A 25,973-nucleotide genomic window follows, 5' to 3' on the forward strand; every position below is an offset into this window, starting at 1 on the left:
CATGCTGGTCAGCCTCGCGATCCGCAATGTGGTGCTGATCGACCAGCTGGAACTTGCGCCCGACGCTGGACTTGGCGTGCTGACCGGTGAAACCGGCGCCGGCAAGTCGATCCTGCTGGACGCCTTGGGTCTGGCGCTGGGCGCCCGCGCCGATTCGGCACTGGTGCGCCACGGCAGCGATCAGGCCAGCGTGACCGCGGCCTTCGAGATCGACCACGAACATCCTGCCCTGGCGCAGTTGCGAGAACAGGACTTTGAGCTCGAGGACGAAGCGCTCGTCCTGCGGCGGGTGCTTTCGGCCGATGGCCGCAGCCGCGCCTTCATCAATGATCAGGCGGTATCGGTGGGGCTGTTGCGCGCGCTGGGCGAGCGTCTGGTGGAGGTGCAGGGGCAGTTCGCCCAGCACGGCCTGCTCGATCCGGCAACGCACCTGGGACTTCTCGATGCCCATGGCGGGCTGGGCGCGCGAGCCGACGCCCTGGCAGGGCACTGGCAAGGGTGGCGCACGGCAGAGCGGGCTTTCGCCGAGGCCCAGGCGCAGCTGGAACAGGCTCGCCGCGACGACAGCTTCCTGCGCCACGCGCTGGAGGAGCTCGACGAACTGGACCCGCAGGAAGACGAGGAGGAGCGCCTGGCCGAGGAGCGGCGCTTCCTGATGCATGGCGAGCGGCTGAGCGAGGCCCTCAACATCGCGGCATCGGCCCTGGGCGGCGATGGTTCGGACACGGCCGAGCGGGCGCTTGCCGGTGCTCAGCGTGCCCTGGATCGGGTGGCCGACAAGGCGGGAGGCCGGCTGGATGAGCTCATGGGCGCGCTCGACCGGGCGGTGGCCGAGGTCAACGAGGCCCAGGCCCAGGTGTCTTCGCTGTCCGCCGACCTGGAGTTCGAGCCCGGACGCCTGGCCACGGTGGAGGAGCGCTACTTCGCCCTGAAGGAGCAGGCGCGCAAGCACGGCTGCGAGGTGCAGGAGCTGCCGCGATTGCGCCGGGTTTTCGCCGAGCGCCTGGAAGCCCTCGACAGCGGGGAGGCGCATCTCGCCGGCCTGAAGGCAGCGGTCGAGAGCGCGCGTGAGGCCTATCTCGTCGCGGCGGAAGAGCTCAGTGACAAGCGCAGCGCCGCAGCTGGAAGTCTGCAGGCAGCGGTCCAGGCGGAGCTGGCCCCGCTGCGACTCGACAAGGCGCACTTCTACTGCCGTGTGCAGCGCCGCGACGAGGAGGCCTGGGGGCCGCAGGGCATCGACCGGGTGGTTTTCGAGGTCAGCACCAATCCGGGCGCGCCCGGTGGGCCCCTGGCCAAGATCGCCTCCGGTGGCGAACTCTCCCGCCTGCTGCTGGCGCTCAAGGTCGTGCTGGCCGAGGCCTCGCCGGTGACGACCCTGATCTTCGATGAGGTCGATTCGGGGGTGGGCGGCGCCACGGCCGCGGCGGTGGGCGAGCGGCTGGCGCGTCTGGCCGAGCAGCGCCAGGTACTGGTGGTGACCCATAGCCCTCAGGTGGCGGCCCTGGGGCACTATCACTGGCAGGTCCGTAAGGAAACGGCCGGGGAGAGCACGGTGACCCGTGTCGTGCCGCTCGATGCACCTGAGCGGCAGGAAGAGGTGGCGCGCATGCTCTCGGGCACGCAGATTACCCAGGAGGCCCGCGCGGCCGCCGGCAAACTGATGGCGAGACCATGAGCGAGCACGCGCAACCTGTCGACTCCCTGACCCGCGAGCAGGCTGCCACCGAGTTGGAGTGGCTGGCGATCGAGATCGCCAGGCACGATGAACTCTATTACCGCGAGGATGCGCCGGAGATCAGCGACGCTGGCTACGACGCGCTGCGCCAGCGCAACGCGGCCATCGAGGCGCGCTTTCCCGATCTGGTCCGGGCGGACAGTCCGGCCCGGCGGGTCGGCGCCGCGCCCGCCAGCGGTTTTGCCAAGGTGCGCCACGCAGTGCCGATGCTCTCGCTCGACAATGCCTTCGACGAGGGAGACCTGGGTGAGTTCGTCGCGCGGGTGCGGCGCTTCCTCAACTGGCCGGCGGAGGACGCGCTCGACTTCGTCGCCGAACCCAAGATTGACGGACTGTCGATCACGCTGCGCTACGAGAAGGGGCGCTTCGTGCGCGGCGCCACCCGAGGTGACGGGCGGGAGGGTGAGGACGTCACCCGCAACCTGCACACCCTGGACGATCTGCCCCAGGATCTGGGCGAAGAGGTGCCCGAGGTTCTGGAGGTGCGCGGCGAGGTCTACATGACCAAGAGCGACTTTGCTGCGCTCAACCAGCGCCAGGAGGAGGCGGGCAGCAAAGTCTTCGCCAATCCGCGCAATGCCGCCGCCGGCTCCCTGCGCCAGCTCGATCCGACAATCACCGCCCAGCGGCCGCTGAGGCTCTTCGCCTACTCCTGGGGGGAGCTGTCGGAGAGTGTGGCGGACACCCACTGGGCCTTTCTCGAGCGCCTGCGGGACTGGGGCTTTGCGACCAATCCGCTGGCCGAACGCTGTCCGGACCTGGAAGCCATGTTGGCACTCTACCACCGGGTCGAGGCGGAGCGGGCGGGCCTCGACTATGATATCGACGGCGTGGTCTACAAGGTGGATCGGCTCGACCTGCAGGCGCGCCTGGGTTTCGTCAGCCGGGCGCCGCGCTGGGCGATCGCGCACAAGTTCCCGGCCGAGCGCGCGATAACCAAGCTGGAGAAGATCGACATCCAGGTGGGGCGCACCGGCGCGCTGACCCCGGTTGCGCATCTGACGCCTGTGACCGTGGGCGGCGTCGTGGTCTCCCGCGCTACGCTGCACAATGCCGATGAGATTCAGCGCAAGGACGTGCGCGAGGGCGACACGGTGGTGGTGCAGCGCGCCGGCGACGTCATTCCGCAGATCGTCGAGGTGGTGCTGGACAAGCGCCCCGAAGGCTCGGCGCCCTACGGCTTTCCCACCCACTGCCCCTGTCCGCTGCGCACCGAGGTGGTGCGCCATGATGGCGAGGCCGTCTCGCGCTGCTCCGGCGAACTGGCCTGCCCCTATCAGCAGGTGGAGAAGTTGATCCACTTCGTCTCGCGCGATGCCTTCGACATCGAGGGGCTGGGCGAGAAGCAGGTGCGGGCCTTTTTCGAGTGGGAGTTGATTCGCACCCCGGCGGATATCTTCGATCTGCAGCGCAATGATGGTTCGGACGGCCTGACTCGCCTGAAGAATCGCCCGGGCTGGGGCGCGCGCTCGGCGGAAAAGCTCTTCGAGGCCATTGAGGTGCGTCGGCGAGTCGGGCTCGATCGCTTCATCTATGCGCTCGGCATCCGCCAGGTGGGGCAGGCGACGGCCCGCCTGCTTGCCCGCAGCTTCGGTTCGCTGGCTGCCTGGCAGGCGGCGATGAAGCAGGCTGCCGCCGAACGACAGGCGCACCCCGAGGCCCGCAAGCCCGAGGAGGTGGGCGAGGCCTATGCGGAGCTCTGCAATCTCTCCGGCATCGGCCTGTCCATGGCCGATGATATCTGCGCCTTCTTCGGCGAGCCGCACAATCTCCAGGTCCTGGAGGAACTGGAGGTCCGACTCACCGTGGAGCCGCCGGAGGCACCGGACAGGCAAGTGGAGTCACCCATTGCCGGCAAGACGATGGTCTTCACCGGCACGCTGGAGACCATGAGCCGCAGCGAGGCCAAGGCGCGCGCCGAGGCACTGGGCGCAAAGGTGGCCGGCTCGGTCTCCCGCAAGACCGACTACGTGGTGGTGGGCGCCGATGCCGGCTCCAAGGCTCGCAAGGCTGCCGATCTGGGGGTCGAGATCCTGAGCGAAGAGCAGTGGCGCCAACTGAGCGGGAGCGATGCATGAGCAGCGGGCCGCAGGCCGGTGTCTACGCCCTGCTGCCTGATGGCAGCCAAGCCCTGGTCCATGCCTGGATCGGCGAGGACTACGAACTGGCCGATCTGCCGGAGTTTCTCGACGCCGGCCGCTGGGAGGGGGAGGTGCTGCTGCTCACCGCCCGCGAGGTGCAGAACCTCAAGCTGCGGGCCGAGGCGGAAAGCTTCGATCACGAGGAGGGCCTGATCGCGCTCTGCCGCGACCTCGACGCCTTCCGCCGCGCCCGTACCCTGGACGGCTTGCGTCTGGTGGAGATGGGGTAGAGCGCAGCCCGGCTATTCGGCCGGCGGTACCGTGCGCAGCCAGGCGATCAGGGCGTCCATGTCAGCATCACTGATACCCGCGTAGTAGGCGAAGGCCATGGGCGGCTGCAGTTCGGTGCCGTTCCGGGAGATGCCGTGGGTGATCGCCTGCTTGATTTCGGCGTCGCTCCAGGAACCCAGTCCCGCCTCGGGATGAGAGGTGATGTTGGCGGAAACCGACTCGCCCCAGGGGCCGGGGAAGACCTGCCCGCCCGCGCCCATGCGCTCGAAAACCAGATGGCCCTGGTCGTCGCGCGGCGTGTGGCATTCCATGCAGTGGCCGATCTCCGCCAGATAGGCACCGTGGGCCACGGGGTTGTCGTGATCCGGCTCCGGCACGCTCGCCACCGGCTCGACCCAGGCCGGCGGAAGCTGCATCTCGAACTCCGTTTCCGGCACAAGGCTGACCACCGGCTCGACCTGACGCAGATAGGCAATGATGGCGGCCAGGTCGCGGTCGGAGAGATGCTGGTAGAACTCGGCCGGCATCACCGGCGCCAGCAGTTCGCCATCGCGGCCGATGCCCTCGCGGATGGCGCGGCCGATCTCTTCGTCATTCCAGTCGCCGATACCGGTTTCCGGGTCTGGCGTGATGTTTGCGGCGTAGCTGACGAAGCCCGGCAGATCGAAGGGCAGCCCGCCGGAAAGCTCCGGCCCGGGCCCCTCGGGGCCCATGGGGGTGTGGCAGTTGCCGCAGGCAACGATGGTGTTCATCAGGTAGGCGCCCCGTTCCAGCAGCTCATCCGCCTGGACGCTTGCGCCGGTCGCAACAAGGCCGGCCACGGCCAGCAAGACTGTGCGCATTCTCTCCCCCGTCTCTTCTTGGTTGGTTTTGCGAGCCTTCGTGGCTCTCTCTGTTCACGGTTGTCCATAATACAAGAACTCGGGGCCCGCGGGAGTCCGAAATTATGGGGTGGTTCTAAAAAGGGGGATGGAGCGCCTGTGCCGTTCAGCCGCCGCTGATGGCGGTGAGCAGGATCACTTCGTCGCCCTCCTGCAAGCGCCGGGTCAGGTCGACCCGCTCGCCATCGACGAAGGCGTTGATGTGCCGGCGCAAGGCCGGGCGCGAATCGCAGAGCCGGTCGCGTATGCCGGGCCAACGCTGGTCGAGGGCAACCATGGCCTCCGACAGCGTCGCGGCCCGAAGCGGGACGCGGGGTGGTGCATCGGGAAAGAGCGCGCGCAAGGCCGTGGGCAACTGCACCACGACCTGCGGCGGCGGCTGATCGTTCTGCACGGTCACGGGCGCGCCTAACGGATCACCAGGGTTTCCACCGACTGCACAAGGGGCAGGTGCTCCGCCAGACAGCGCCAGCTGTCACCGCCGTCATCGCTGGCATAGAGCGAGCCACTGCTGGTGCCGAAATAGACGCCCAGCGGGTCCATGCCGTCGGTGGCGAGCGCTTGGCGCAGGACGTTGAAGTAGACATTGCGCTGCGGCAGGCCTTCTCGCAGGTCCTGCCAGGTCTGGCCGCCATCGCGCGTGCGCCAGACCGCAGCCTGGCCCTCGGGCATGTAGCGCCCGGCGATGTCTCCGTTCAGTGGCACGAGGTAGAGGGTGTCTTTGTCCTTCGGATCGACCGCCGAAGGAAATCCGAAGGTGGAGGGCAGCCCGGCCTCTATGCTCTGCCATGCCTGACCGCCGTCGTCGCTGCGATACATGCCGCAGTGATTCTGCTGGTAGAGCCGATCCGGTTGTCCCGGGGCCATGGCCAGGCTGTGCACGCACTGGCCGAACTCGGGATAGCGCTGGTCCTCCGGCAGAAAGTCGGCGCGGGTGCCGCGATTGCGCGGCTCCCAGGTGCGGCCGCCGTCCGCGGTGTGGAAGACGCCGGCCGCCGAGATGGCAATCCAGATCTGTTGCGGGTCGCTCGGATGGGGGAGCAGGGAATGGAGGATGAGACCGGCGGCGCCTGCGTGCCAGTGGGGCCGGGAGGGGTGGGCGCGCAGCCCTTCCACATGGCTCCAGGTCGAGCCGCGGTCGTCGCTGACGAAGAGGCCGGCTGGTTCGACGCCGGCGTAGAGGCGGCCATGCGCCGACGCCAGGCTCCAGACGCCTTTGACCGGATCTTCACCTTCCGCATAGGCGAGGCCCTCACTGGAGTGGGTCCAGGTCTCGCCGAGATCGTCGGAGCGCCAGACCGCCGGGCCGAACCAGGGGTCGCCGGCAGCGGCATAGAGGGTCCTACTGCCTGCATCGGCGACCACGTGGTAGACGGGCCATGTCTCGCAGTAGGGGCCGCGCAGCTGCCAGGAGCGGCGCGCGTCTTCGGATTCGAGTATGAAAACCCCTTTCTTAGTTCCCAACAGAATCAAAACTTTTGTCGCCACCTTTGCCTCCCTATCTTGCTGCGCTGCCGTAGGCGCGCTATGTTGATATCAACATTACGGATCGGTGTCAAAGGCCCATGGCCAAGGATGAGTCGCTTCCCTATTCCGAAACCCTGCGGGTGCGTGATAGCTGCCTGTGTCTGCATGTGCAGCGGGCGGCGCGCGCCCTGGCGCGGCGCTACGACGAGGCGCTCCGGCCGCTGGGACTCACCAGCGGGCAGTTCTCGCTGCTCATGTCGCTGAATCGACCGGAGCCGCCGAGCATCGGGGCGGTGTCGTCGGTGCTGGCGATGGATCGCACCACCATCACGGCCAACATCAAGCCGCTGCAGCGCAAGGGATTGCTGGCGGTGACCGTCGATCCCGCCGATCGGCGCAGTCGCCGTTTGCTGCTGACGGCGGCGGGACGCGACCTGCTGGTCGAGGCAATGCCGCTGTGGGAACGCACCCAGGAGGCGACGCGCGCGCTGGTCGAGGAAGAGGATCCCGAGCGCCTGTGCCGTGACCTGCGCGCGCTCTCCTGAAGACTGCGCGTTCTCAAGCAAACCGCCGCGATTGATCGAAATCGCTATGCGACTTAATCAACCGCGTGAATCCGATCAAGATTCAAAGGTGTGACGCAGCTTCTGCCATTCATTCGGATCGCGAAACGATTCCGATCAAAGGCGGTTTGCTGCCATCTGCATCAGGACTCGGATTTCTTCTTCCGGCCGCGCGTCTTCGGTGCCGGCTTTGCCGGCTCTTCTTCCTTGCGCTTGCCCAGTCGGAACTGCTTGGCCAGATCGCTGCGCTGCTTGGCGTAGTTGGGCGCGACCATAGGATAGTTCGGGGAAAGGTTCCATTTCGCCCGATACTCTTCCGGGGTCATGTTGAACGCCGTCTTCAAATGGCGGCGCAGCATCTTCAGCTTCTTGCCGTCTTCGAGACAAACCAGATAGTCCGGCTGGATCGAGCGCCGGATAGGCACCGCCGGCTCCTGCTGGGGCACTTCCGGCTCCGGCGTTCCGACGCTGGTCAAGGCATCGTGTACCGATTTGATGAGAGTCGGCACATCGTTGGGTGCAATCGCATTGTGACCGACGTGTGCGGCCACGATCTGTGCGGTGTGTGTTAGAATCTCGGATTGCTTGGGGGCTTCGTCTGCCGACTTGTCTTCCACGGGTCTTCTCCTATTCTGGAGGGGTTAATCTATTGCCGCGCAATTTAAGATGTTTCTCTTGAATTGCAAGCATAACCGAATGGCGATAGATCGTAGAATCGAGAACTTCGGCTTTCCTCTACGCACAAAGAGGTAGTTGTGGGCTCGGAACGAGGCGGTGTCTTTAAGCGGAAGTCGAAATTTGCTCAGAGAAAACGGGGCGCCGCGGCACGGGTTACGCGGAAACCGAGCGCAAACGGGCGCTGTATCCGAGACCAATTTACAACTGAAGTTATGAACGCCCACGGATAGCCGTGCCCGCCCAGTATCTGGCCGACACACTGAGGGCCTGAGCTGAATCCGGTCGGTCTGGCTGAACCCCGAGGCTGAACCCCGGGTGAGTCAGGTGCGCTGGGCGAGCCAGCGACCGATCCGCTCCAGCGCCAACTCGATGTTCTCCAGGGAGTTCGCATAGGAAATGCGCAGGTAGCCTTCGCCCTCGGCGCCGAAGGAGGTGCCAGCAATGGCCGCCACGCCCGCTTCCTCCAGCAGGCCCTGCTCCATCTGCTTGGCGCTGAGGCCGGTTTTGCCGATGTTGGGGAAGGCGTAGAAGGCTCCCTTGGGCGTGACGCAGCTGATGCCCTCGATGGCGTTCAGCCCGGCAACCACGGCCCGGCGACGTTGGTCGAAGGCGCGGAGCATCTCGGCAACCGCATCCTGGGGCCCTTCCAGCGCGGCGATGCCGGCCCACTGGGTCGGAGCATTGACGCAGGAGACGGAGTTGACCGCCAGGCGCACCACTGGCTCCACCAACTCCTTCGGCCAGTAGCCGTAGCCCAGGCGCCAGCCGGTCATGGCGTAGGTCTTGGAGCAGCCGTCGAGCAGGATCAGCCGGTCGCGCAGCGATTCGTAGGCGAGCAGTGAGTTGTGCTCCAGCCCGTCGTAGAGCATCTCGCCGTAGATCTCGTCCGACATCACCACGACCTGGGGCCAGGCCTCGAGGCCTTCCACCAGCCGGTCCAGTTCTTCCTTGGGCACCACGCCGCCCGTCGGGTTGGCGGGGCTGTTGATGATGATGAGGCGCGTGCGCTCGGTGATGCGGGCCAGGACCTCCTCGGCGGAAAAGGCAAAGCCCTTGTCCTCGTGCAGCGGCAGGGGCACCGGCGTGGCGCCGCTGTAGCGGATCACCGATTCGTAGATGGGAAAGCCGGGGTTGGGATAGAGGATCTCCGCCCCTGGTTCGCCGAACAGCGAGATGGCGAAGAACATCGTGACCTTGCCGCCGGGCACCACCACGACCCGGTCCGGGTCCAGCGGCGCGCCCGCTCGCTTCTCCAGGGTGGCCGCGACGGCCTGTCTCAGTTCCGGGATGCCGTTTGCCGGGGTGTAGCCGTGATGCCCGTCGCGCAGGGCCTTGACTGCTGCTTCGACGATGTGCGGCGGCGTCGGAAAATCGGGCTGGCCGATGCCCAGATTGAACACCGAGTGCCCCTTGGCTTCCAGCGCCTTGGCGCGTGCGAGGACTTCGAAGGCGGTTTCGGTGCCAAGGCGAGAAACGGCGGCGGCGAGCGGAAACATCGGGCAAATCCCTGTTGTGTCGGGGGAAGAGGCAAGAGATGCGCCAACTCTAAGGTTGCCGGGCCGCTTACGTCCAGTCGCAGCGTGGGCGGCAAAGACCGGTGTGACGCTCCCGCCCGCACTTTCCCAGCGCGCGGCGCCCGTCTCACGCCATGTCCTGCATTATACGAAGGGTAAGGGGGAAGGCACTTTGAACCAGGGCAACGGGAGGGGCTGCAGCGCTGCTGTGCGTCTGCCTCAGCGCCTGGCCTGTGCTGGCAAAAATACGCTCGCGGTTTCGCTTGACACCCCCCAGCCCCTGGAGTACTTCCCGCCCGTCGCCACGCCGAGCCTCAGCGCCGGCCGCGACATGGCGAGGGGGTGTAGCTCAGTTGGTTAGAGCGCCGGCCTGTCACGCCGGAGGCCGCGGGTTCGAGTCCCGTCACTCCCGCCACTCGCTTTCCCAGACATGTCGATGCCACCTGCAGGGCAGGGCTCTAACGCCTTTGTCCATCATGTTTTTGTGGGCGAGGGTGACGCGTCGTTTCGCCCTTTTCCCACCGGGGCGTCCGCCCTATAGTCCGGCCACGTCGCGACCGCGTCCTCGTGGCCGCGCACTTGCTGAGACAACCGGCCGGCACTGACCCGCAGGGGCAGAGTGTCGGACGGGCAACGGCGTTGCCGGCTGCTGGAAGTGCCGGTGGCGCTGCCGAAGGACTGGTTCCGAGGGGCAGGAGATGAATCCACTGCTGGTAGAGTACCTGCCGATCCTGATTTTCATCGGCATCGCCCTGGGTCTGGGGCTTGTCATGGTGATCGGCTCTTACGTCGTGGCCCGGCAGCGGCCGGACTCGGAAAAGGTATCGGCCTATGAATGCGGCTTCGAGGCCTTTGACGACGCGCGCTCGCGCTTCGACGTGCGCTTCTATCTCGTTGCCATTCTTTTCATCATCTTTGACCTGGAAGTGGCCTTTCTCTTCCCCTGGGCGGTTTCGCTCGGCGAGATCGGCATGTTCGGTTTCTGGTCGATGATGGTCTTCCTCGGACTTTTGACCGTCGGCTTCATCTATGAATGGAAGAAGGGAGCGCTGGAATGGGAGTGATCGCCCAGCCGCAGGGCCAGCCGCTCGCGCCCGGTGCGACGCAGGACGCCGCGCTTAACCGTGTCTCCGACGAGATCCAGGAAAAGGGTTTCGTCATCGCGCAGATGGACCGGCTCGCCGCCTGGGCCCAGACCGGTTCGATGTGGCCCATGACCTTTGGTCTGGCCTGCTGCGCGATCGAAATGATGCACACAGCCGCCAGTCGCTATGACCTCGACCGCTTCGGTGCAGTCTTCCGGCCCAGCCCGCGCCAGTCGGACGTGATGATCGTTGCCGGCACGCTGTGCAACAAGATGGCGCCGGCGCTGCGCAAGGTCTACGACCAGATGGCCGAGCCGCGCTGGGTCATCTCCATGGGCTCCTGCGCCAACGGCGGTGGCTACTACCACTACTCCTATTCCGTGGTGCGTGGCTGCGACCGGGTGGTGCCGGTCGACGTCTATGTCCCCGGCTGCCCTCCCACGGCAGAGGCGCTGCTCTATGGCGTCCTTCAACTCCAGAAGAAGATCAAGCGCCAGGCGGCGATTGCCCGCTAGGTCAGACGGCGGTTCCGGTGTCGAGTAACAGCGACGAGATGGTGATGATCCCTGCCCACAAGGACCTGATCGACCAGCTTGAGGCATCCCAACCGGATGCGCTCGTGCAGGCCGAAGAGATTCGCGGCGAGCTGATCCTTTGGACGGAACGGGAGCACCTGATTCCTCTCGCCACCTTCCTGCGCGACAATCCCAACGCACTGTTCAAGCAGCTGATGGACGTCACGGCCGTGGATCATCCGGAGCGCGAGCGGCGCTTCGAGGTGGTCTATAACCTGCTGTCGCTCAAGCATAACCTGCGGGTCCGCATCAAGCTGCCGACCGATGAGGAAACCGCGGTTCCCTCGCTCTGCGGCGTCTTCAGCTCGGCCAACTGGTTCGAGCGGGAAACCTGGGACCTCTACGGTGTCTTCTTCTCCGATCACCCCGATCTGCGACGCATCCTGACCGATTACGGTTTCGAGGGGCATCCGCTGCGCAAGGACTTCCCGCTCACCGGCTACGTGGAGCTTCGCTACGACGAAGAGCTGAAGCGCGTGGTCTATGAGCCGGTTTCCCTGAGCCAGGAGTTCCGCGGCTTCGATTTCGAGAGCCCCTGGGAGGGCATGCTGCACCTGCCCGGCGATGAGAAGGCCGAGGCGGCTGACAGCGAAGACGGAGGCAAGGCCTGATGGCGGAAGCAGCAATCAAGCCGCTGACCCTGAATTTCGGTCCGCAGCACCCGGCAGCGCACGGCGTGTTGCGCCTGGTGCTGGAAATGGACGGCGAGGTGATCGAGCGCGCCGACCCGCACATCGGCCTGCTGCACCGCGGCACCGAGAAGCTGATCGAGTACAAGACCTACCTGCAGGCGGTGCCCTACTTCGACCGGCTCGACTACGTCAGCCCGATGAACCAGGAGCACGCCTTCGCGCTGGCGACGGAGAAGCTGCTGGGCATCGAGGTGCCGCCGCGCGCCCAGTACATCCGCGTGCTCTTCTCCGAGCTGACGCGCATCGCCAATCACCTGCTGAACATCACCACCTTCGCGCTTGATGTGGGCGCCATGACGCCGCTGCTCTGGGGCTTCGAAGAGCGCGAGAAGATCATGGAGTTCTATGAGCGCGTCAGCGGAGCGCGGCTTCACGCCGCCTATTTCCGACCGGGCGGGGTGCACCAGGATCTGCCGGCCGGCCTGCTGGATGATATCGGCCGCTTCTGCGAGTCCTTCCCCAAGGTGATCGACGACCTGGAGGCACTCCTGACCGGCAACCGCATCTTCCTGCAGCGCACCGTCGACATCGGCGTCGTGCCTGTGGAAACGGCCATGGACTGGGGCTTCACCGGCCCGATGCTGCGCGGCTCGGGCGTGCCCTGGGACCTGCGCCGGGCACAGCCCTATGAGTGCTACGACCAGCTGGATTTCCAGATTCCGGTCGGAAAGTCCGGCGACTGCTTCGACCGCTACCTCGTCCGCATGGAGGAGATGCGCCAGTCGCTGCGCATCATCGAGCAGTGCATCGAAAAGATGCCCGATGGGCCGGTCATGGTGGAAAACCAGAAGATCACGCCGCCGCGCCGTGGCGAGATGAAGCGCTCCATGGAAGCACTGATCCACCACTTCAAGCTCTACACCGAGGGCTACCACGTGCCGCCGGGCGAGACTTACACTGCCGTTGAGGCGCCCAAGGGCGAGTTCGCGGTCTATCTCGTCTCCGACGGTTCCAACCGTCCCTACAAATGCAAGATCCGTGCGCCGGGCTTCGCCCATCTGGCGGCGATGGACCACCTCTGCCGCGGCCACATGCTGGCCGACTCGGTGGCCATTCTCGGCTCCATGGACATCGTCTTCGGAGAGGTCGATCGATGAAGGTCACCACCTACATCCCGCCGAAGGCCGAGGACTTCGCCTTCACGCCGGAGAACCTGGAAAAGGCCAAGGGTTACGTCGCGCGCTATCCCGAAGGCCGGCAGGCTAGCGCGGTCATCTGGCTGCTCTACCTGGCGCAGGAACAGAACGACGGCTGGCTCTCGGTTCCGGCCATAGAGTACGTGGCCTCCTTCCTGGGCATGGCGCCGATCCGGGTGCACGAGGTCGTCAGCTTCTACACCATGTTCAACACCCAGCCCGCGGGCCGGCACCTGATCCAGGTCTGCCGCACCACGAGCTGCTGGCTGCGCGGTTCCGACGACATTTCCCGGGCCTGCCTGGAAGAGGCGGGGACCAGCCGTTTCGGTGAACTCAGCGAGGACGGCGCCTTTTCCGTGGTGGAGGTCGAGTGCCTGGGCGCCTGCTCCAATGCGCCGATGTTCCAGGTCAACGACCGCGACTACTTCGAGGACCTGACGCCTGAGAAGGCCAAGGAGATCATGCGGGCCCTGCGCAAGGGTGAGACGCCGGCGGCCGGCTCGCAGGAGGGCCGGGTCAGCTCTGAGCCGGAAGGTGGCCTGACCACGCTGACCGAAGTGCAGGGGGGCGCTTGATGCTGCAGGACAAGGATCGCGTTTTCCTCAACCTTTATGGACTTGAGGATTGGCGTCTCGAAGGTGCGCGCAAGCGGGGCATCTGGTCCAACACCAAGGATCTCGTCGCCCTGGGGCGCGACAAGATCATCGAGGAGATCAAGGAGTCGGAGCTGCGTGGCCGTGGCGGCGCCGGTTTCCCGGCGGGTCTGAAGTGGTCCTTCATGCCCAAGGAGAACGACGGCCGCCCGCATTACCTCGTGGTCAACGCCGATGAATCCGAGCCCGGGTCCTGCAAGGACCGGGAGATCATGCGCAACGACCCGCACATGCTGCTGGAAGGCTGCGTTGTGGCGGGTTTCGCCATGGGGGCGCACAAGGCCTACATCTACATCCGCGGTGAATACTGGCTGCCGACCCAGCGCCTGGAAGCCGCCATCCAGGAAGCCCGCGAGGCGGGGCTGCTGGGGGCTGACGCCTGCGGGTCCGGCTGGGCCTTCGACATCGAGGTGAGCCGCGGCGCCGGCGCCTACATCTGCGGCGAGGAAACCGCGCTCCTGGAGTCGCTGGAGGGCAAGAAGGGCCAGCCACGCCTCAAGCCGCCTTTCCCGGCGGCTGTGGGTGTGTGGGGCTGCCCCACCACGGTGACCAACGTGGAGACCGTTGCCGTATCTCCCACCATCCTGCGGCGCGGTGCCGCCTGGTGGAAGGGATTGGGCCGGCCGAAGAACACCGGCACCAAGATCTTTTCCATTTCGGGGCACGTGAATCGGCCCTGCAACGTGGAAGAGGAGATGGGCATCCCGCTACGTGAGCTGATCGACAAGCACGCCGGTGGCGTGCGCGGTGGCTGGGACAACCTGCAGGCCGTCATTCCCGGCGGCTCCTCGGTGCCCTGTCTGCCCAAGACCATCTGCGATAACGTGTTGATGGATTTCGATTCCTTGCGGGAGGCGCAGTCGGGCCTTGGCACCGCGGCGGTGATCGTGATCGACCAATCGGCGGACATCGTCGAGGCGATCCAGCGCTTCAGCCACTTCTACATGCACGAATCCTGCGGCCAGTGTACGCCTTGCCGCGAAGGCACCGGCTGGATGTACCGGGTGATGAGCCGGATGATGAAGGGCCAGGCCGAGGTCGAGGAGATCGACACGCTGCTCGACGTCACCAAGCAGGTCGAAGGCCACACCATTTGCGCCCTGGGTGATGCCGCCGCCTGGCCGATCCAGGGGCTCATCCGGCACTTCCGCCCCGAGCTGGAACGCCGCATCGCCGAATACAAGGCCGACCGCACTGCGGTCGCCGCGGAGTAAGCCGCTGCAAGCGGCGCCAGGAGAAGGTTGAACATGCCCAAGGTCACGATCGACGGTCGCGAGATCGAGGTGCCTGCCGGCATCACCGTGCTGCAGGCCTGCGAGATGGCCGGCGCGGAGATTCCCCGCTTCTGCTATCACGAGCGCCTCTCCATCGCCGGCAATTGCCGGATGTGCCTCGTGGAGATGGAGCGCGCGCCCAAGCCGATCGCCTCCTGCGCCATGCCGGTGGGCGAGGGCATGGTGATCCGCACCGACACGCCGACCGTGGAGAAGGCCCGCAACGGCGTGATGGAGTTCCTGCTGATCAACCATCCGCTGGACTGCCCGATCTGCGATCAGGGCGGCGAGTGCGATCTGCAGGACCAGGCCATGGCCTATGGCTATGACCGCAGCCGCTACGAGGAGAACAAGCGCGCGGTCAGCGAGAAGTACATGGGTCCCCTGATCAAGACGATCATGACCCGCTGCATCCAGTGTACGCGTTGTGTACGTTTCGCCACCGAGATCGGCGGGGTCGAGGACATCGGCATGGTCAACCGCGGCGAGGACGCGGAGATCACCACGCTGGAGCGCGCCATCGACTCCGAGCTGTCCGGCAACCTGGTGGATATCTGCCCGGTGGGGGCGCTGACCAGCGCGCCCTACGCCTTCACGGCGCGCCCCTGGGAGCTGCGCAAGACGCTCTCCGTCGACGTGATGGACGCCGTGGGCTCGAGCATCCGCGTGGACAGCCGCGGGCGCGAGGTCATGCGCGTGCTGCCGCGCATCCATGAGGACGTGAACGAGGAGTGGATCAGCGACAAGACACGCCACGCGCGCGACGGCCTGTCGCGCCAGCGCCTCGACCGCCCCTATCTGCGCATCGACGGTAAGCTGCGCCCCGTGTCCTGGGAGGAAGCGCTGTCGGCAGTGGCCGAGCGGCTGCGCGGGCTCTCCGGCGAGCGCATGGCGGCGATTGCCGGCGACCTCTGCGATGCCGAATCCATGCTGGCCCTCAAGGACTTCATGACCGGGCTCGGCTCCGAGAATCTGGAGTGTCGCCAGGACGGTTCCAAGGCCGGCAGCGACAGCCGAACGCGCAGCGGCTATCTCTTCAACACGACCATCGCCGGCATCGAGCAGGCTGATGCGGTGCTGCTGATCGGCGCCAATCCGCGCTGGGAAGCCGCCCTGGTGAACGCGCGCATCCGCAAGCGCTTCCTGCAGAACGGCCTGCCGGTCGGGGTGATCGGTCCCCAAGTCGATCTGACCTACGAGACGGTCGCTTTGGGCGACGGCCCAGAGGCGCTGCAGGCCCTGGCGCGCGGCGAGGGTGATTTCGCCGAAGTGCTGCGCAAGGCTGAGCGCCCGATGCTGATCCTCGGCAGCGGTGCGGTGGCCCGACCCGACGGCGCCGCAATCCTGGCGCTGGCGCGGGAAGTGGCGGAGTCCTTCGGCATGGCCGGTCCGCAGGCGCCGGAGGGCTGGAACGGGTTCAATGTGCTGAACCGTGCCGCAAGTCGTGTCGGCGGGCTGGACCTCGGTTTCCTGCCGGGCCCCGAGGGCCGCGATCTCGAGGGCATTCTGGCCGGGGCCGAAGCGGGCGAGATCGATCTGGTCTGGCTGCTCGGAGCCGATGAAGTCGACATGAGCCGCCTCGGGCGCGCCTTCGTGGTCTATCAGGGCCATCACGGCGATGCCGGCGCGCACCGCGCCGATGTCATCCTGCCGGGCGCGGCCTACACCGAGAAGAACGGCACCTACGTCAATCTGGAAGGCCGAGTGCAGCTCGGCCGCCTGGCCACCTTCCCGCCGGGCGACGCGCGCGAGGACTGGACGATCCTGCGCGCTCTTTCTGAAGCCGTGGGGCAGCCTCTGCCCTACGACAACCTGGGCGAGTTGCGGCAAAAGCTGATCGAAGCCAACCCACTGTTCGGCCGTCTGGACGAGGTGCAGCCGGCGGCCTGGGAGGCCTTCGGCGCGGCGGGCGAAGTCTCAGGGGCACCCTTTGCGCTGCCGATCGACAACTTCTACATGACCGACCCGATCAGCCGGGCCTCGCCGACCATGGCGAAGTGCACGGAAATCTTCGTGCTGCCCAAGCGCGCGGCGACCGGGACCGAGGGGTGAAGGGATGAAGCGAAGCACGTGGGCCACAGCCGCGGGGGAGGGGCGTCGTGACTGACTTCTGGAGCGGCTATGCTTGGCCTTTTGCGATCATCGTTGCGCAGATCATGGCGATCGTCGTGCCGCTGCTGGTGGCCGTCGCCTACCTAACCTATGCCGAACGCAAGGTCATCGCGGCGATCCAGCTGCGCAAGGGCCCCAACGTCGTGGGCCCCTTCGGCCTGCTGCAGCCCTTTGCCGACGGGCTGAAGCTGCTGTTCAAGGAAACGATCCTGCCGGCCGGTGCCAACCGGATCGTTTTCCTGGCGGCCCCGATCCTGACCTTCGCCCTGGCCATGGTCGCCTGGGCGGTGATCCCGGTGGCCGAAGGCTGGGTGATCGCTGACATCAATGTCGGCATCCTCTTTCTCTTCGCCATCTCCTCGTTGGGCGTCTACGGCGTGATCATGGCCGGCTGGGCCTCGAACTCGAAGTATCCCTTCCTGGGGGCGCTGCGCTCGGCGGCGCAGATGGTGAGTTACGAAGTCTCCATGGGCTTCGTCATCATCACCGTGCTGCTGTGCGTCGGCTCGTTGCGCCTGACCGACATCGTGCTGGCGCAGCAGACCGTCTGGTTCGCGATCCCGCTGCTGCCGATGTTCGTGATCTTCTTCGTCTCGGTGCTGGCGGAAACCAACCGCGCGCCCTTCGACCTGCCGGAAGGCGAATCGGAACTGGTGGCGGGCTACTTCGTCGAATACTCGGCGATGAGCTTCGCGCTCTTCTTCCTTGGCGAATATGCCAACATGATCCTGATGAGCGCGATCACCACCATCCTCTTCCTGGGTGGCTGGCTGCCGCCGCTGGACATCGCGCCCTTCAACTGGCTCCCGGGGGTCTTCTGGTTCGCCCTGAAGGTGGCCCTGGTGCTGTTCTGCTTCCTCTGGGTACGGGCGACCTTCCCGCGCTATCGCTACGACCAGCTCATGCGGCTGGGCTGGAAGGTCTTCCTGCCGTTCACCCTCGTGTGGGTCGTGCTGACCGCCGGCGTGCTTGTGACCTTCGATTGGTTGCCCAAGTGAGCCGGAGCGTTAGCCGAAGTGTTCGCCGGCGCGCGACACAGGACGAGGCAGGGACTTGCCAGGGCCTGTTGCAAGACTATGGTAGCGCCCGCGCCGCGGCGGGGCAGGCTGCCCCTTGGTCCCCGGGACAGGGTCTGCGGACCGCTGGCCCACGGATTGCTTAGGAGTTAGGACGACACCATGGCGTTCGTCGATCGCACTGTACGCAGCCTTTTCCTGACGGAGCTCCTGTCGGGCATGTGGCTGACTCTGCGCTACTTCTTCCGGCCGAAGGTGACCTTGAACTACCCCCATGAGAAGGGGGCGCTCAGCCCGCGCTTTCGGGGCGAGCATGTGCTGCGCCGCTATCCCAACGGGGAGGAGCGCTGCATCGCCTGCAAGCTCTGCGAAGCGATCTGCCCGGCGCAGGCGATCACCATCGAGGCCGAGCCGCGCGCTGACGGCAGCCGCCGCACCACGCGCTACGACATCGACATGACCAAGTGCATCTACTGCGGCTACTGCCAGGAGTCTTGCCCGGTTGATGCCATCGTCCAGGGACCGAACTTCGAGTTCGCGGCGGAGACCCGGGCGGAGCTCTTCTACAACAAGGAGAAGCTCCTCGATAACGGGGACCGCTGGGAGTACGAGATCGCCCTGAACATTGCCAAAGACGCGCCCTATCGGTGACGGCGGCTGCCGTGCCTGCCGGGGGCCAGGGAAGAGAAGAGAGTGAGGGGATGAACGGGTTCACGCCGTCGGTCATCGAAAGGGGAGCACTGCGATGGTAATCCAGGCTCTCGTCTTCTATCTCTTCGCCGCAGTGGTGGTTGCCTCGGCCGTGATGGTGATCTCGGCCCGCAATCCGGTCCACTCCGTGCTGTTCCTTATCCTCGCCTTTTTCAATGCCGCGGGACTCTTCCTGCTGATGGGGGCCGAGTTCCTGGCGATGATCCTGGTGGTGGTCTACGTCGGCGCGGTGGCGGTGCTGTTCCTCTTCGTCGTGATGATGCTCGACGTGAACGTGGCGCAGCTCCGACAGGGCTTCCTGCAGTACCTGCCCATTGGCGCGCTGGTCGGCCTCATCCTGCTGGTCGAACTGGTGATGGTGCTGGGTGCCTGGGTGCTGGCGCCCGGGGCGGTGGAGGGCGGCGGCATGCCCATACCCGACCCCTCCCAGGTCACGAACACCGAGGCGCTCGGCCGCGTGATCTATGACCACTATGTCTACCTCTTCCAGGCTGCCGGCCTCATCCTGCTCATCGCCATGATCGGTGCCATCGTGCTCACGCTGCGTCAGCGCGAGGGCGTGCGCCGCCAGTCGATTTCCAAGCAGGTGGCGCGCCAGCGGGCCGAGGGCGTGGAACTCAAGGACGTGCCGAGCGGGGGCGGCGTGTGATGCTCGAGATCGGACTGGGACACTATCTGACGGTGGCCGCGATCCTCTTTACCCTGGGGATCCTGGGCATCTTCCTGAACCGCAAGAACGTCATCGTGATCCTCATGTCGATCGAGCTCATGCTGCTTTCGGTCAACATCAACCTGGTGGCCTTCTCGACCCACCTGAACGATCTCGTCGGCCAGGTCTTCACCCTCTTCGTCCTGACCGTCGCGGCCGCCGAAGCGGCCATCGGCCTGGCGATCCTGGTGGTCTATTTCCGCAACCGCGGCTCCATCGCCGTCGAAGACATCAACATGATGAAGGGCTGAGGCGGTGTTGGACGTAGCCATCGTATTTCTGCCGCTGATCGGCGCGATCCTCGCCGGTTTCTTCGGACGCAGCCTGGGCGACCGCGGGGCACAGCTCGTAACCTCGGGCGGCCTGGTGCTGGCTGGGCTCTTCTCCATCATCGTCTTCTTCGATGTGGCGCTGGGGGGCAACGCGCGCACCACGGAGCTCTTCACCTGGATCGACAGCGGCGCCTTCGAGCTGTCCTGGGCCCTGCGGGTGGACACGCTGACGGCGGTCATGTTCTGCGTCGTCACCATCGTGTCGGCCGTCGTGCACATCTATTCGATCGGCTACATGTCGGAAGACAAGTCGATCCCGCGCTTCATGGCGTATCTGTCGCTCTTCACCTTCTTCATGCTGATGCTGGTGTCGGCCGACAACTTCGTGCAGATGTTCTTCGGCTGGGAGGGCGTGGGCCTCGCCTCCTACCTGCTGATCGGCTTCTGGTATGAGAAGCCCAGCGCCAATGCGGCGGCCATCAAGGCCTTCCTGGTGAACCGCGTGGGCGACGTCGGCTTTGCGCTCGGCATCGCCGGTGCCTTCCTGCTGTTCGGCGCGGTGCAGTTCGACGTGGTCTTCGGCCTGGTGGAAGGCCAGGCGGACGCAAGCTTCTCCATCTTCGGGATTGAGGCGCACGCGCTGACCGCCATCTGCCTGCTGCTCTTCGTGGGCGCCATGGGCAAGTCGGCGCAGCTCGGCCTGCACACCTGGTTGCCGGACGCCATGGAGGGCCCGACCCCGGTTTCGGCCCTGATCCACGCCGCCACCATGGTGACGGCCGGCGTCTTCATGCTCTGCCGCCTGTCGCCGATGTTCGAGTATGCGCCGGTGGCGCTCGACGTGGTGACCTACGTGGGCGCGGCAACGGCACTCTTCGCTGCCACGGTCGGCCTGACCCAGACCGACATCAAGCGGGTGATCGCCTACTCCACCTGCTCGCAGCTCGGCTACATGTTCTTCGCCATCGGCGTCTCGGCCTACTCGGCGGCCATGTTCCACCTCATGACCCACGCCTTCTTCAAGGCGCTGCTGTTCCTGGGGGCCGGCTCGGTGATCCACGCGATGCACCACGAGCAGGACATGCGCAAGATGGGCGGGCTCTACAACAAGATCCCCGTGACCTATGCCTTGATGTGGATCGGCAGCCTGGCGCTGGTGGGCTTCGGCATACCCGGGGTAACCGGTTTCGCCGGCTTCTATTCCAAGGACATCGTCATCGAGGCGGCCTATGCCGCAGAATCGGCGGCCGGAGGCTTTGCCTTCTGGATTGGCATCGTCGCGGCGCTGCTGACCGCATTCTACTCCTTCCGCCTGCTGTTCATGACCTTCCACGGTCGCCCCGCGGATCAGCACGCCTATGAGCATGCGCATGAGTCGCCGCGGGTGATGATCTGGCCGCTCTATGTCCTGGCCATCGGCGCTGTGCTGGCCGGCGCGGTTTTCTACCCCTACTTCGTCGGCGACGCCCGCGAGGCCTTCTGGGGTAACTCGCTGCTGGTGCTGCACGACATCATCGAGGAGGCACACCACGTGCCCTTCTGGGTGAAGGCTGCGCCCATGGTCGTGACCGTGATCGGTATCGCCCTGGCCTGGCTGTTCTACATCATGGCGCCCTCGCTGCCGGGTCTGCTCGCCGACCGTCTGCGGCCGCTGTACCTCTTCTCTTTCAACAAGTGGTACTTCGACGAACTCTACGATCGCGTGTTCGTGCGGCCAGCCTTCTACCTCGGCCGCAGCTTGTGGAAGACCGGCGACGGTACGCTGATTGACGGGCTCGGGCCGGACGGCGTGGCCTCGGTGACGCGCAATCTCGCGGCGCGCGCCGGCAAGCTGCAGAGCGGCTATCTCTACCACTATGCCTTTGCCATGATGATCGGCGTCGTCCTGCTGATCACCTGGTACATGTTCCGGACGATGGGGTGACGGGGGACCCGATAGAATGAGTACCTGGCCGCTACTTTCCCTCGTGACCTTTCTGCCGCTGGTCGGCGCTGCCTTCATCCTGGCGGCGCGCGGCGATGAGGCCGTAGTCGCGCGCAATGCCCGCTATGTTGCGCTCTGGACCTCGCTGATCACCTTCCTGCTGTCGCTCTTCATCTGGTTCGGCTTCGAGCGGGGCACGGCGGAGTTCCAGTTCGTCGAGCGTGCGGAATGGTTCCCCTCGCTCGGCATCGCCTATCACATGGGCGTGGACGGGATCTCCATGCCCTTCGTGCTGCTGTCCACCCTCTTGACGCCGCTGTGCGTGCTGGCGAGCTGGGATGCGGTGCAGAAGCGTGTAAAGGAATACATGATCGCCTTCCTCGTCCTCGAGACGCTGATGGTGGGCATGTTCTGCGCTCTGGATTTCGTCGCCTTCTACATCTTCTTCGAAGGCGTCCTGATCCCGATGTTCCTGATCATCGGCGTGTGGGGCGGGCCGCGCCGGGTCTATGCGGCCTTCAAGTTCTTCCTCTACACCCTGGCCGGCTCGGTCCTGATGCTGATCGCCATGCTGAGCCTCTACTTCACGGCGGGAACCACCGACATCCCGACGCTGATCAACGAGGTGCAGGTGCCGGCGTCGATGCAGACTTGGCTGTGGCTGGCCTTCTTCGCCTCCTTCGCCGTCAAGGTGCCCATGTGGCCGGTGCACACCTGGCTGCCGGACGCCCACGTGGAGGCGCCGACGGCGGGCTCGGTCATCCTGGCCGGCGTGTTGCTGAAGATGGGCGCCTATGGCTTCCTGCGTTTCTCCATGCCGATGCTGCCGGATGCCACGGCCTACTTCACGCCGCTGGTCTTCGCGCTGTCGGTGATCGCAATCATCTACACCTCGCTGGTGGCCCTGGCCCAGAGCGACATGAAGAAGCTGATCGCCTACTCTTCCGTGGCGCATATGGGCTACGTCACCGCGGGCATCTTCACCGCGACCCAGCAGGGCGTTGAGGGCGCGATCTTTCAGATGCTGAGCCATGGCCTGGTTTCGGCCGCGCTTTTCCTCTGTGTCGGCGTCGTCTACGACCGCCTGCACACCCGCGAGATTGCCCGCTACGGCGGCTTGGCCCAGAACATGCCGCGCTATGCGTTCGTCTTCATGGTCTTCATGCTGGCCTCGGTCGGCCTGCCCGGGACCACCGGCTTCGTCGGCGAGTTCCTGGTAATCATGGGCTCCTTCCAGGTGTCGACCTGGCTGGGCCTGCTGGTGGCCAGTGGCATGGTGCTGGGCGCCGCCTACATGCTGCTGCTTTATCGTCGGACGGTGTTCGGGACGATCTGCAAGGAGGATGTGCGCCGGATGCTGGACATGAACTGGCGGGAGAAGGTGGTCTTCGCGCCCCTGATCATTCTCGCCGTTCTGTTCGGGATCTATCCCATGCCGGTCCTGGACGTGATGTCGGCATCCGTCGAGAATCTCATTACCAACTATCAGCTCGCCCTGGGTGAGCCGGGCGCGCCCGATATACTGGCGCACCTGCTGCCCTTGCGCTGAGGAGGAGCCCCGTGAGCATCGGAGCCGATATCGTCGCCGCCCTGCCGGAACTCTTCCTTGCCGGTACCGCCATCAGCCTGCTGATGCTGGGCGTCTTCATGCGCGACATCTCCACCCGTTCCATCGGGCTGCTTGCCGTGGCTGCCTTGGCCTTTGCCGGCGCGTTGATCTACCTGGGCGACGGGCGCGGGACGGTGGCCTTCAACGGCCTCTTCCTGAACGACGGCTTTGGCGACTTCATGAAGGTGCTGGTGCTGATCGGTGCGGCGCTGACCATCATCATGGCGTTGCGCGGCCTCGAACAGGAGCAGATGAACCAGTTCGAGTTCCCGGTCCTGCTGGTGCTGGCCACCGTCGGCATGCTGATGATGATCTCGGCCAACGATCTCATCAGCCTCTACATGGGCCTGGAACTGCAGTCCCTGGCGCTCTATGTCGTGGCCGCCTTCCGGCGAGACAGCCTGCGCTCCTCAGAGGCCGGTCTGAAGTACTTCGTCCTCGGCTCTCTGGCGTCCGGCATGCTGCTCTACGGCATGTCCATGGTCTACGGCTTCACCGGCTCAACCAGCTTCGATGTCCTGGCGCAGGTCTTTGCGGCGCAGGAGGGGGCACCTTCGATCGGACTGATCGTCGGCATCGTGTTCATCGCCGCCGGTCTGGCCTTCAAGATTTCCGCTGTGCCCTTCCACATGTGGACCCCCGACGTCTACGAGGGAGCGCCCACCCCGGTCACCGCCTTCCTGGCGGCCGCGCCCAAGGTGGCGGCCATGGCACTGATGGTTCGCGTGCTGATGGGCCCCTTCGGGGAGCTGGTGGCGCAGTGGCAGCAGATCGTGGTCTTCATCGCCCTGGCCTCGATGCTGCTGGGCTCCTTTGCGGCCATCGTCCAGAGCAACATCAAGCGGCTGATGGCCTACAGCTCCATCGGTCACGTGGGCTTCGCGCTGGTCGGCCTGGCCGCGGGCAGCGAGGCGGGCGTGCGCGGTGTGGCCGTCTACATGGCCATCTACCTCTTTATGACTGTGGGTGTCTTCGCCGTCATCCTCAGCATGAGGGTGAATGGGCGCGCGGTCGAAGCGATGGACGACCTCAAGGGGCTCAGCAGGACCAACCCGCTGATGGCGCTCGCCATGGCCGCGCTGATGTTCTCTATGGCCGGCATCCCGCCGTTGGCGGGCTTCTTCGGCAAGTTCTACGTCTTCATGGCGGCGGTCGAGGCCGGCCTGTTCGAACTGGCGGTGATCGGTGTGCTGGCCAGCGTGGTTGCGGCCTACTACTACCTGCGCATCGTGAAGGTGATGTACTTCGACGAGCCGGTGGAGGCCTTCGACAAGCCGGTGGGCAGTGAACTTGCCGGTGTGCTCGCCATCAGCACGCTCGTGATCGTGCTCTTTGTCCTGATCCCCGGCCCCATCGTGGACGGTGCTGCCACGGCGGCCGAGGCGCTCACCTCCGCCGGCCGATGAGCACGCCGGTCGATCGCGCTGCTCCGCGGCTGCCGCCGGTCTACCGGCTGGTCGCCCTGGACAGCGTCGCATCGACCATGGACGAGGCCCGACGCCTCGCCGAGGAGGAGGGCGCCGAGGACGGCACCCTGGTCTGGGCACGCGAGCAGAGCGGCGGGCGCGGGCGCTTGGGACGACAGTGGGAAAGCCCGCGCGGCAATCTCTACCTTACCCTGGTGCTGCGTCCCGACTGTCCGCCGGCCGAGGCGGCACAGCTCGGCTTCCTGGCTGCCGTTGCGGTGTCCGATGCCATCGGGGCGGTTTCGCCGCCGGTGGAAACGACCTTCAAGTGGCCCAACGACGTGCTGCTGCACGGCAACAAGGTGGCCGGCATTCTGATGGAATCGCGCTCGACGCCTGACGGCGGGCTCGACTATCTGCTCCTGGGCTGCGGGGTGAATGTTGCCCACTTCCCGCGCGATCTCATGTACACGGCCACATCGATGCACTACGAGGGCGTGCCGAAGGATGTGACGGAGGTGGACCTCCTCGAGGCCTTCGGACGCCACTTCCTCTCCTGGGTGAGCCGATGGCTGGACGACGGCTTCGCGCCAGTGCGCAAGGCCTGGCTGCGCCACGCGGCGGGCATCGGGGAGCGGATCGAGGTGCGCCTGCCGCGCGAAACGCTGACCGGTGTCTTCCGGGAGTTGGATGAGGCAGGCCATCTGATCCTGGAACTGGAGGGTGGCGAGCGACGGCGGATCGCCAGCGGCGAAGTTTTCCTGACGGAGCGGACGCATGCTGCTGGTCATTGATTACGGCAACACCAACGGCGTGTTTGCGATCTACGACGGTGAGCGGCTCGTCGCGCAGTGGCGCTGCGCCAGCGATGCACGGCGTACGGTCGACGAGCACGCCGTCTGGCTCACCCAGCTGATGCAGCTGATCGATCTGGCGCCCCGTGACATCACCGCTGTGGCGATCTCCAATGTCGTTCCAGCGGCCGACCGGGCGCTGCGCCAGCTTTGCCGGCAGTATCTCGGCTGCGAACCGGTGACCGTGCGCGATACCTTGCCAAGCGCCGGGATCGCCATCCGCCTGTCCCGGCCGGACCAGGTGGGCGCCGACCGCATCGCCAACGCGAAGGCGGCGCACGGCGCCTATGAAGGGGCGATGATCATCGTCGATTTCGGCACCGCCACCACCTTCGACGTCATCGATCCCGATGGCGGCTACAGCGGCGGTGTCATCGCGCCGGGCATCAATCTTTCGCTGGAGGCCCTCTATCTCGCCGCGGCGCGCTTGCCGCGCATCACGGTGGAGAAGCCAGATCGGGTGGTGGGGAACGATACCCTTTCCGCCATGCAGTCCGGTGTCTTTTGGGGCTATATCGGCCTCATCGAGGGCGTCATCGTCCGCATCGATCGTGAAAGGCAGCGCAAGCACACCGTGGTGGCCACCGGTGGCCTTGCCCCCTTGTTTGAAACGGTGACCGACGCCATTCATCATGTAGATCTTGACCTGACGCTGCGCGGTGTCCGGCTGCTCTACGAAGCCCATTGCGGCCGCAGCGCCTGACCTTCGCTTGTAACCAGAGCTTTTCCCGGGCG

General features: G+C 65.7%; 25 protein-coding genes and 1 tRNA gene. 21 read left to right on the forward strand and 5 right to left on the reverse strand.

What is annotated here, in order from left to right; all coding sequences use genetic code 11:
• Nucleotide 1: 1 nt before the first annotated feature.
• Genes recN through ABZ720_RS03820 form a run of 3 tightly spaced genes read left to right on the forward strand, consistent with a single transcriptional unit; the run spans nt 2 to nt 4,106 of the window.
• The gene (gene recN, locus ABZ720_RS03810) at nt 2-1,675 is read left to right on the forward strand and encodes a DNA repair protein RecN (RefSeq protein WP_366553980.1); all 1,674 of its coding nucleotides are present in this window, start codon (nt 2-4) and stop codon (nt 1,673-1,675) included.
• Nucleotides 1,672-3,813, forward strand: coding sequence for an NAD-dependent DNA ligase LigA (ligA, locus tag ABZ720_RS03815; RefSeq protein ID WP_366553982.1), 2,142 nt, complete (start codon nt 1,672-1,674; stop codon nt 3,811-3,813). The genes recN and ligA overlap by 4 nt, the downstream gene beginning before the upstream one ends.
• Nucleotides 3,810-4,106, forward strand: a complete 297-nt coding sequence (locus tag ABZ720_RS03820; protein ID WP_366553984.1) for a hypothetical protein — start codon at nt 3,810-3,812, stop codon at nt 4,104-4,106. The genes ligA and ABZ720_RS03820 overlap by 4 nt, the downstream gene beginning before the upstream one ends.
• A gap of 12 nt (nt 4,107-4,118) precedes the next feature.
• Here ABZ720_RS03820 and ABZ720_RS03825 read toward each other — a convergent pair whose 3' ends face one another.
• The 3 genes from ABZ720_RS03825 to ABZ720_RS03835 all read right to left on the reverse strand — a co-directional run bounded on the left by ABZ720_RS03825 (nt 4,119) and on the right by ABZ720_RS03835 (nt 6,476).
• The gene (locus tag ABZ720_RS03825; RefSeq protein ID WP_366553986.1) at nt 4,119-4,949 is read right to left on the reverse strand and encodes a c-type cytochrome; all 831 of its coding nucleotides are present in this window, start codon (nt 4,947-4,949) and stop codon (nt 4,119-4,121) included.
• Nucleotides 4,950-5,094: 145 nt separating this feature from the next.
• On the reverse strand, nt 5,095-5,388 hold the full coding sequence (locus tag ABZ720_RS03830) for a MoaD/ThiS family protein (protein WP_366553988.1): 294 nt from the start codon (nt 5,386-5,388) through the stop codon (nt 5,095-5,097).
• An 8-nt stretch (nt 5,389-5,396) separates the two neighbouring features.
• Nucleotides 5,397-6,476, reverse strand: a complete 1,080-nt coding sequence (locus ABZ720_RS03835; protein ID WP_366553990.1) for a WD40/YVTN/BNR-like repeat-containing protein — start codon at nt 6,474-6,476, stop codon at nt 5,397-5,399.
• A 77-nt stretch (nt 6,477-6,553) separates the two neighbouring features.
• On the opposite strand from ABZ720_RS03835, the gene ABZ720_RS03840 reads away from it, so the two are divergent.
• The gene (locus ABZ720_RS03840; RefSeq protein ID WP_366553992.1) at nt 6,554-7,000 is read left to right on the forward strand and encodes a MarR family winged helix-turn-helix transcriptional regulator; all 447 of its coding nucleotides are present in this window, start codon (nt 6,554-6,556) and stop codon (nt 6,998-7,000) included.
• A gap of 161 nt (nt 7,001-7,161) precedes the next feature.
• On the opposite strand, the gene ABZ720_RS03845 is transcribed toward ABZ720_RS03840, so the two are convergent.
• Nucleotides 7,162-7,635, reverse strand: coding sequence for a Ros/MucR family transcriptional regulator (locus tag ABZ720_RS03845; protein WP_366553994.1), 474 nt, complete (start codon nt 7,633-7,635; stop codon nt 7,162-7,164).
• 381 nt (nt 7,636-8,016) lie between these two features.
• A complete protein-coding gene (locus tag ABZ720_RS03850) occupies nt 8,017-9,192 on the reverse strand; it encodes a pyridoxal phosphate-dependent aminotransferase (RefSeq protein ID WP_366553996.1) in 1,176 nt (391 codons plus the stop codon).
• A 356-nt stretch (nt 9,193-9,548) separates the two neighbouring features.
• Here ABZ720_RS03850 and ABZ720_RS03855 point away from each other — a divergent pair.
• The 17 genes from ABZ720_RS03855 to ABZ720_RS03935 all read left to right on the forward strand — a co-directional run bounded on the left by ABZ720_RS03855 (nt 9,549) and on the right by ABZ720_RS03935 (nt 25,941).
• Nucleotides 9,549-9,625 (forward strand) — tRNA-Asp (locus tag ABZ720_RS03855).
• Nucleotides 9,626-9,908: 283 nt separating this feature from the next.
• Nucleotides 9,909-10,274 carry an NADH-quinone oxidoreductase subunit A gene (locus ABZ720_RS03860; RefSeq protein WP_275823979.1) on the forward strand — a complete coding sequence of 122 codons (366 nt, stop codon included), beginning with the start codon at nt 9,909-9,911 and terminating at the stop codon, nt 10,272-10,274.
• The gene (locus tag ABZ720_RS03865; RefSeq protein ID WP_366553999.1) at nt 10,265-10,810 is read left to right on the forward strand and encodes a NuoB/complex I 20 kDa subunit family protein; all 546 of its coding nucleotides are present in this window, start codon (nt 10,265-10,267) and stop codon (nt 10,808-10,810) included. The genes ABZ720_RS03860 and ABZ720_RS03865 overlap by 10 nt, the downstream gene beginning before the upstream one ends.
• Nucleotides 10,811-10,854: 44 nt before the next feature.
• A complete protein-coding gene (locus ABZ720_RS03870; protein ID WP_438264082.1) occupies nt 10,855-11,481 on the forward strand; it encodes an NADH-quinone oxidoreductase subunit C in 627 nt (208 codons plus the stop codon).
• A complete protein-coding gene (locus tag ABZ720_RS03875; RefSeq protein WP_366554003.1) occupies nt 11,481-12,659 on the forward strand; it encodes an NADH-quinone oxidoreductase subunit D in 1,179 nt (392 codons plus the stop codon). Before ABZ720_RS03870 ends, ABZ720_RS03875 begins: the two co-directional genes overlap by 1 nt.
• Nucleotides 12,656-13,273: an NADH-quinone oxidoreductase subunit NuoE gene (gene nuoE, locus ABZ720_RS03880; RefSeq protein WP_366554005.1), complete on the forward strand. Its 618-nt coding sequence runs from the start codon at nt 12,656-12,658 to the stop codon at nt 13,271-13,273. The genes ABZ720_RS03875 and nuoE overlap by 4 nt, the downstream gene beginning before the upstream one ends.
• Nucleotides 13,273-14,565, forward strand: a complete 1,293-nt coding sequence (gene nuoF / locus ABZ720_RS03885; RefSeq protein WP_366554007.1) for an NADH-quinone oxidoreductase subunit NuoF — start codon at nt 13,273-13,275, stop codon at nt 14,563-14,565. The genes nuoE and nuoF overlap by 1 nt, the downstream gene beginning before the upstream one ends.
• Before the next feature lie 33 nt (nt 14,566-14,598).
• On the forward strand, nt 14,599-16,677 hold the full coding sequence (nuoG, locus tag ABZ720_RS03890; RefSeq protein WP_366554009.1) for an NADH-quinone oxidoreductase subunit NuoG: 2,079 nt from the start codon (nt 14,599-14,601) through the stop codon (nt 16,675-16,677).
• 47 nt (nt 16,678-16,724) lie between these two features.
• A complete protein-coding gene (nuoH, locus tag ABZ720_RS03895; protein WP_366554011.1) occupies nt 16,725-17,735 on the forward strand; it encodes an NADH-quinone oxidoreductase subunit NuoH in 1,011 nt (336 codons plus the stop codon).
• A gap of 180 nt (nt 17,736-17,915) precedes the next feature.
• Nucleotides 17,916-18,404, forward strand: a complete 489-nt coding sequence (gene nuoI / locus ABZ720_RS03900; RefSeq protein ID WP_366554013.1) for an NADH-quinone oxidoreductase subunit NuoI — start codon at nt 17,916-17,918, stop codon at nt 18,402-18,404.
• 94 nt (nt 18,405-18,498) lie between these two features.
• Nucleotides 18,499-19,113 (forward strand): NADH-quinone oxidoreductase subunit J, encoded by a 615-nt coding sequence (locus tag ABZ720_RS03905; protein WP_366554015.1) that lies wholly within the window; start codon nt 18,499-18,501, stop codon nt 19,111-19,113.
• The gene (gene nuoK, locus ABZ720_RS03910) at nt 19,113-19,424 is read left to right on the forward strand and encodes an NADH-quinone oxidoreductase subunit NuoK (RefSeq protein WP_366554017.1); all 312 of its coding nucleotides are present in this window, start codon (nt 19,113-19,115) and stop codon (nt 19,422-19,424) included. Before ABZ720_RS03905 ends, nuoK begins: the two co-directional genes overlap by 1 nt.
• 7 nt (nt 19,425-19,431) lie before the next feature.
• Nucleotides 19,432-21,369, forward strand: a complete 1,938-nt coding sequence (gene nuoL / locus ABZ720_RS03915; RefSeq protein ID WP_366554427.1) for an NADH-quinone oxidoreductase subunit L — start codon at nt 19,432-19,434, stop codon at nt 21,367-21,369.
• A 16-nt stretch (nt 21,370-21,385) separates the two neighbouring features.
• Nucleotides 21,386-22,918: an NADH-quinone oxidoreductase subunit M gene (locus tag ABZ720_RS03920; RefSeq protein ID WP_366554019.1), complete on the forward strand. Its 1,533-nt coding sequence runs from the start codon at nt 21,386-21,388 to the stop codon at nt 22,916-22,918.
• A gap of 11 nt (nt 22,919-22,929) precedes the next feature.
• Nucleotides 22,930-24,384 (forward strand): NADH-quinone oxidoreductase subunit NuoN, encoded by a 1,455-nt coding sequence (gene nuoN, locus ABZ720_RS03925; protein WP_366554021.1) that lies wholly within the window; start codon nt 22,930-22,932, stop codon nt 24,382-24,384.
• Complete coding sequence (locus tag ABZ720_RS03930; protein WP_366554023.1) at nt 24,381-25,178, forward strand: biotin--[acetyl-CoA-carboxylase] ligase; 798 nt, start codon at nt 24,381-24,383, stop codon at nt 25,176-25,178. The genes nuoN and ABZ720_RS03930 overlap by 4 nt, the downstream gene beginning before the upstream one ends.
• Nucleotides 25,162-25,941, forward strand: a complete 780-nt coding sequence (locus tag ABZ720_RS03935) for a type III pantothenate kinase (protein WP_366554025.1) — start codon at nt 25,162-25,164, stop codon at nt 25,939-25,941. The genes ABZ720_RS03930 and ABZ720_RS03935 overlap by 17 nt, the downstream gene beginning before the upstream one ends.
• The last annotated feature ends 32 nt before the right edge of the window (nt 25,942-25,973 follow it).

This window comes from Aquibaculum sediminis, assembly GCF_040712085.1.
GTDB classification, from domain to species: Bacteria; Pseudomonadota; Alphaproteobacteria; order Kiloniellales; family DSM-21159; genus Aquibaculum; species Aquibaculum sediminis.

Excerpts from the sequence above, each read along its gene's own strand:
- ABZ720_RS03870 (WP_438264082.1), top strand. The coding sequence starts at position 10,855 with ATGATCCCTGCCCACAAGGACCTGATCGACCAGCTTGAGGCATCCCAA.
- ABZ720_RS03875 (WP_366554003.1), top strand. The coding sequence starts at position 11,481 with ATGGCGGAAGCAGCAATCAAGCCGCTGACCCTGAATTTCGGTCCGCAG.
- ABZ720_RS03905 (WP_366554015.1), top strand. The coding sequence starts at position 18,499 with ATGGTAATCCAGGCTCTCGTCTTCTATCTCTTCGCCGCAGTGGTGGTT.
- ABZ720_RS03840 (WP_366553992.1), top strand. The coding sequence starts at position 6,554 with ATGGCCAAGGATGAGTCGCTTCCCTATTCCGAAACCCTGCGGGTGCGT.
- nuoG (WP_366554009.1), top strand. The coding sequence starts at position 14,599 with ATGCCCAAGGTCACGATCGACGGTCGCGAGATCGAGGTGCCTGCCGGC.
- nuoI (WP_366554013.1), top strand. The coding sequence starts at position 17,916 with ATGGCGTTCGTCGATCGCACTGTACGCAGCCTTTTCCTGACGGAGCTC.
- ABZ720_RS03860 (WP_275823979.1), top strand. The coding sequence starts at position 9,909 with ATGAATCCACTGCTGGTAGAGTACCTGCCGATCCTGATTTTCATCGGC.
- nuoK (WP_366554017.1), top strand. The coding sequence starts at position 19,113 with ATGCTCGAGATCGGACTGGGACACTATCTGACGGTGGCCGCGATCCTC.
- ABZ720_RS03865 (WP_366553999.1), top strand. The coding sequence starts at position 10,265 with ATGGGAGTGATCGCCCAGCCGCAGGGCCAGCCGCTCGCGCCCGGTGCG.
- ABZ720_RS03920 (WP_366554019.1), top strand. The coding sequence starts at position 21,386 with ATGAGTACCTGGCCGCTACTTTCCCTCGTGACCTTTCTGCCGCTGGTC.
- ABZ720_RS03850 (WP_366553996.1), bottom strand. The coding sequence starts at position 9,192 with ATGTTTCCGCTCGCCGCCGCCGTTTCTCGCCTTGGCACCGAAACCGCC.
- nuoF (WP_366554007.1), top strand. The coding sequence starts at position 13,273 with ATGCTGCAGGACAAGGATCGCGTTTTCCTCAACCTTTATGGACTTGAG.
- recN (WP_366553980.1), top strand. The coding sequence starts at position 2 with ATGCTGGTCAGCCTCGCGATCCGCAATGTGGTGCTGATCGACCAGCTG.
- nuoE (WP_366554005.1), top strand. The coding sequence starts at position 12,656 with ATGAAGGTCACCACCTACATCCCGCCGAAGGCCGAGGACTTCGCCTTC.
- ABZ720_RS03930 (WP_366554023.1), top strand. The coding sequence starts at position 24,381 with ATGAGCACGCCGGTCGATCGCGCTGCTCCGCGGCTGCCGCCGGTCTAC.
- ligA (WP_366553982.1), top strand. The coding sequence starts at position 1,672 with ATGAGCGAGCACGCGCAACCTGTCGACTCCCTGACCCGCGAGCAGGCT.
- ABZ720_RS03820 (WP_366553984.1), top strand. The coding sequence starts at position 3,810 with ATGAGCAGCGGGCCGCAGGCCGGTGTCTACGCCCTGCTGCCTGATGGC.
- ABZ720_RS03935 (WP_366554025.1), top strand. The coding sequence starts at position 25,162 with ATGCTGCTGGTCATTGATTACGGCAACACCAACGGCGTGTTTGCGATC.
- ABZ720_RS03825 (WP_366553986.1), bottom strand. The coding sequence starts at position 4,949 with ATGCGCACAGTCTTGCTGGCCGTGGCCGGCCTTGTTGCGACCGGCGCA.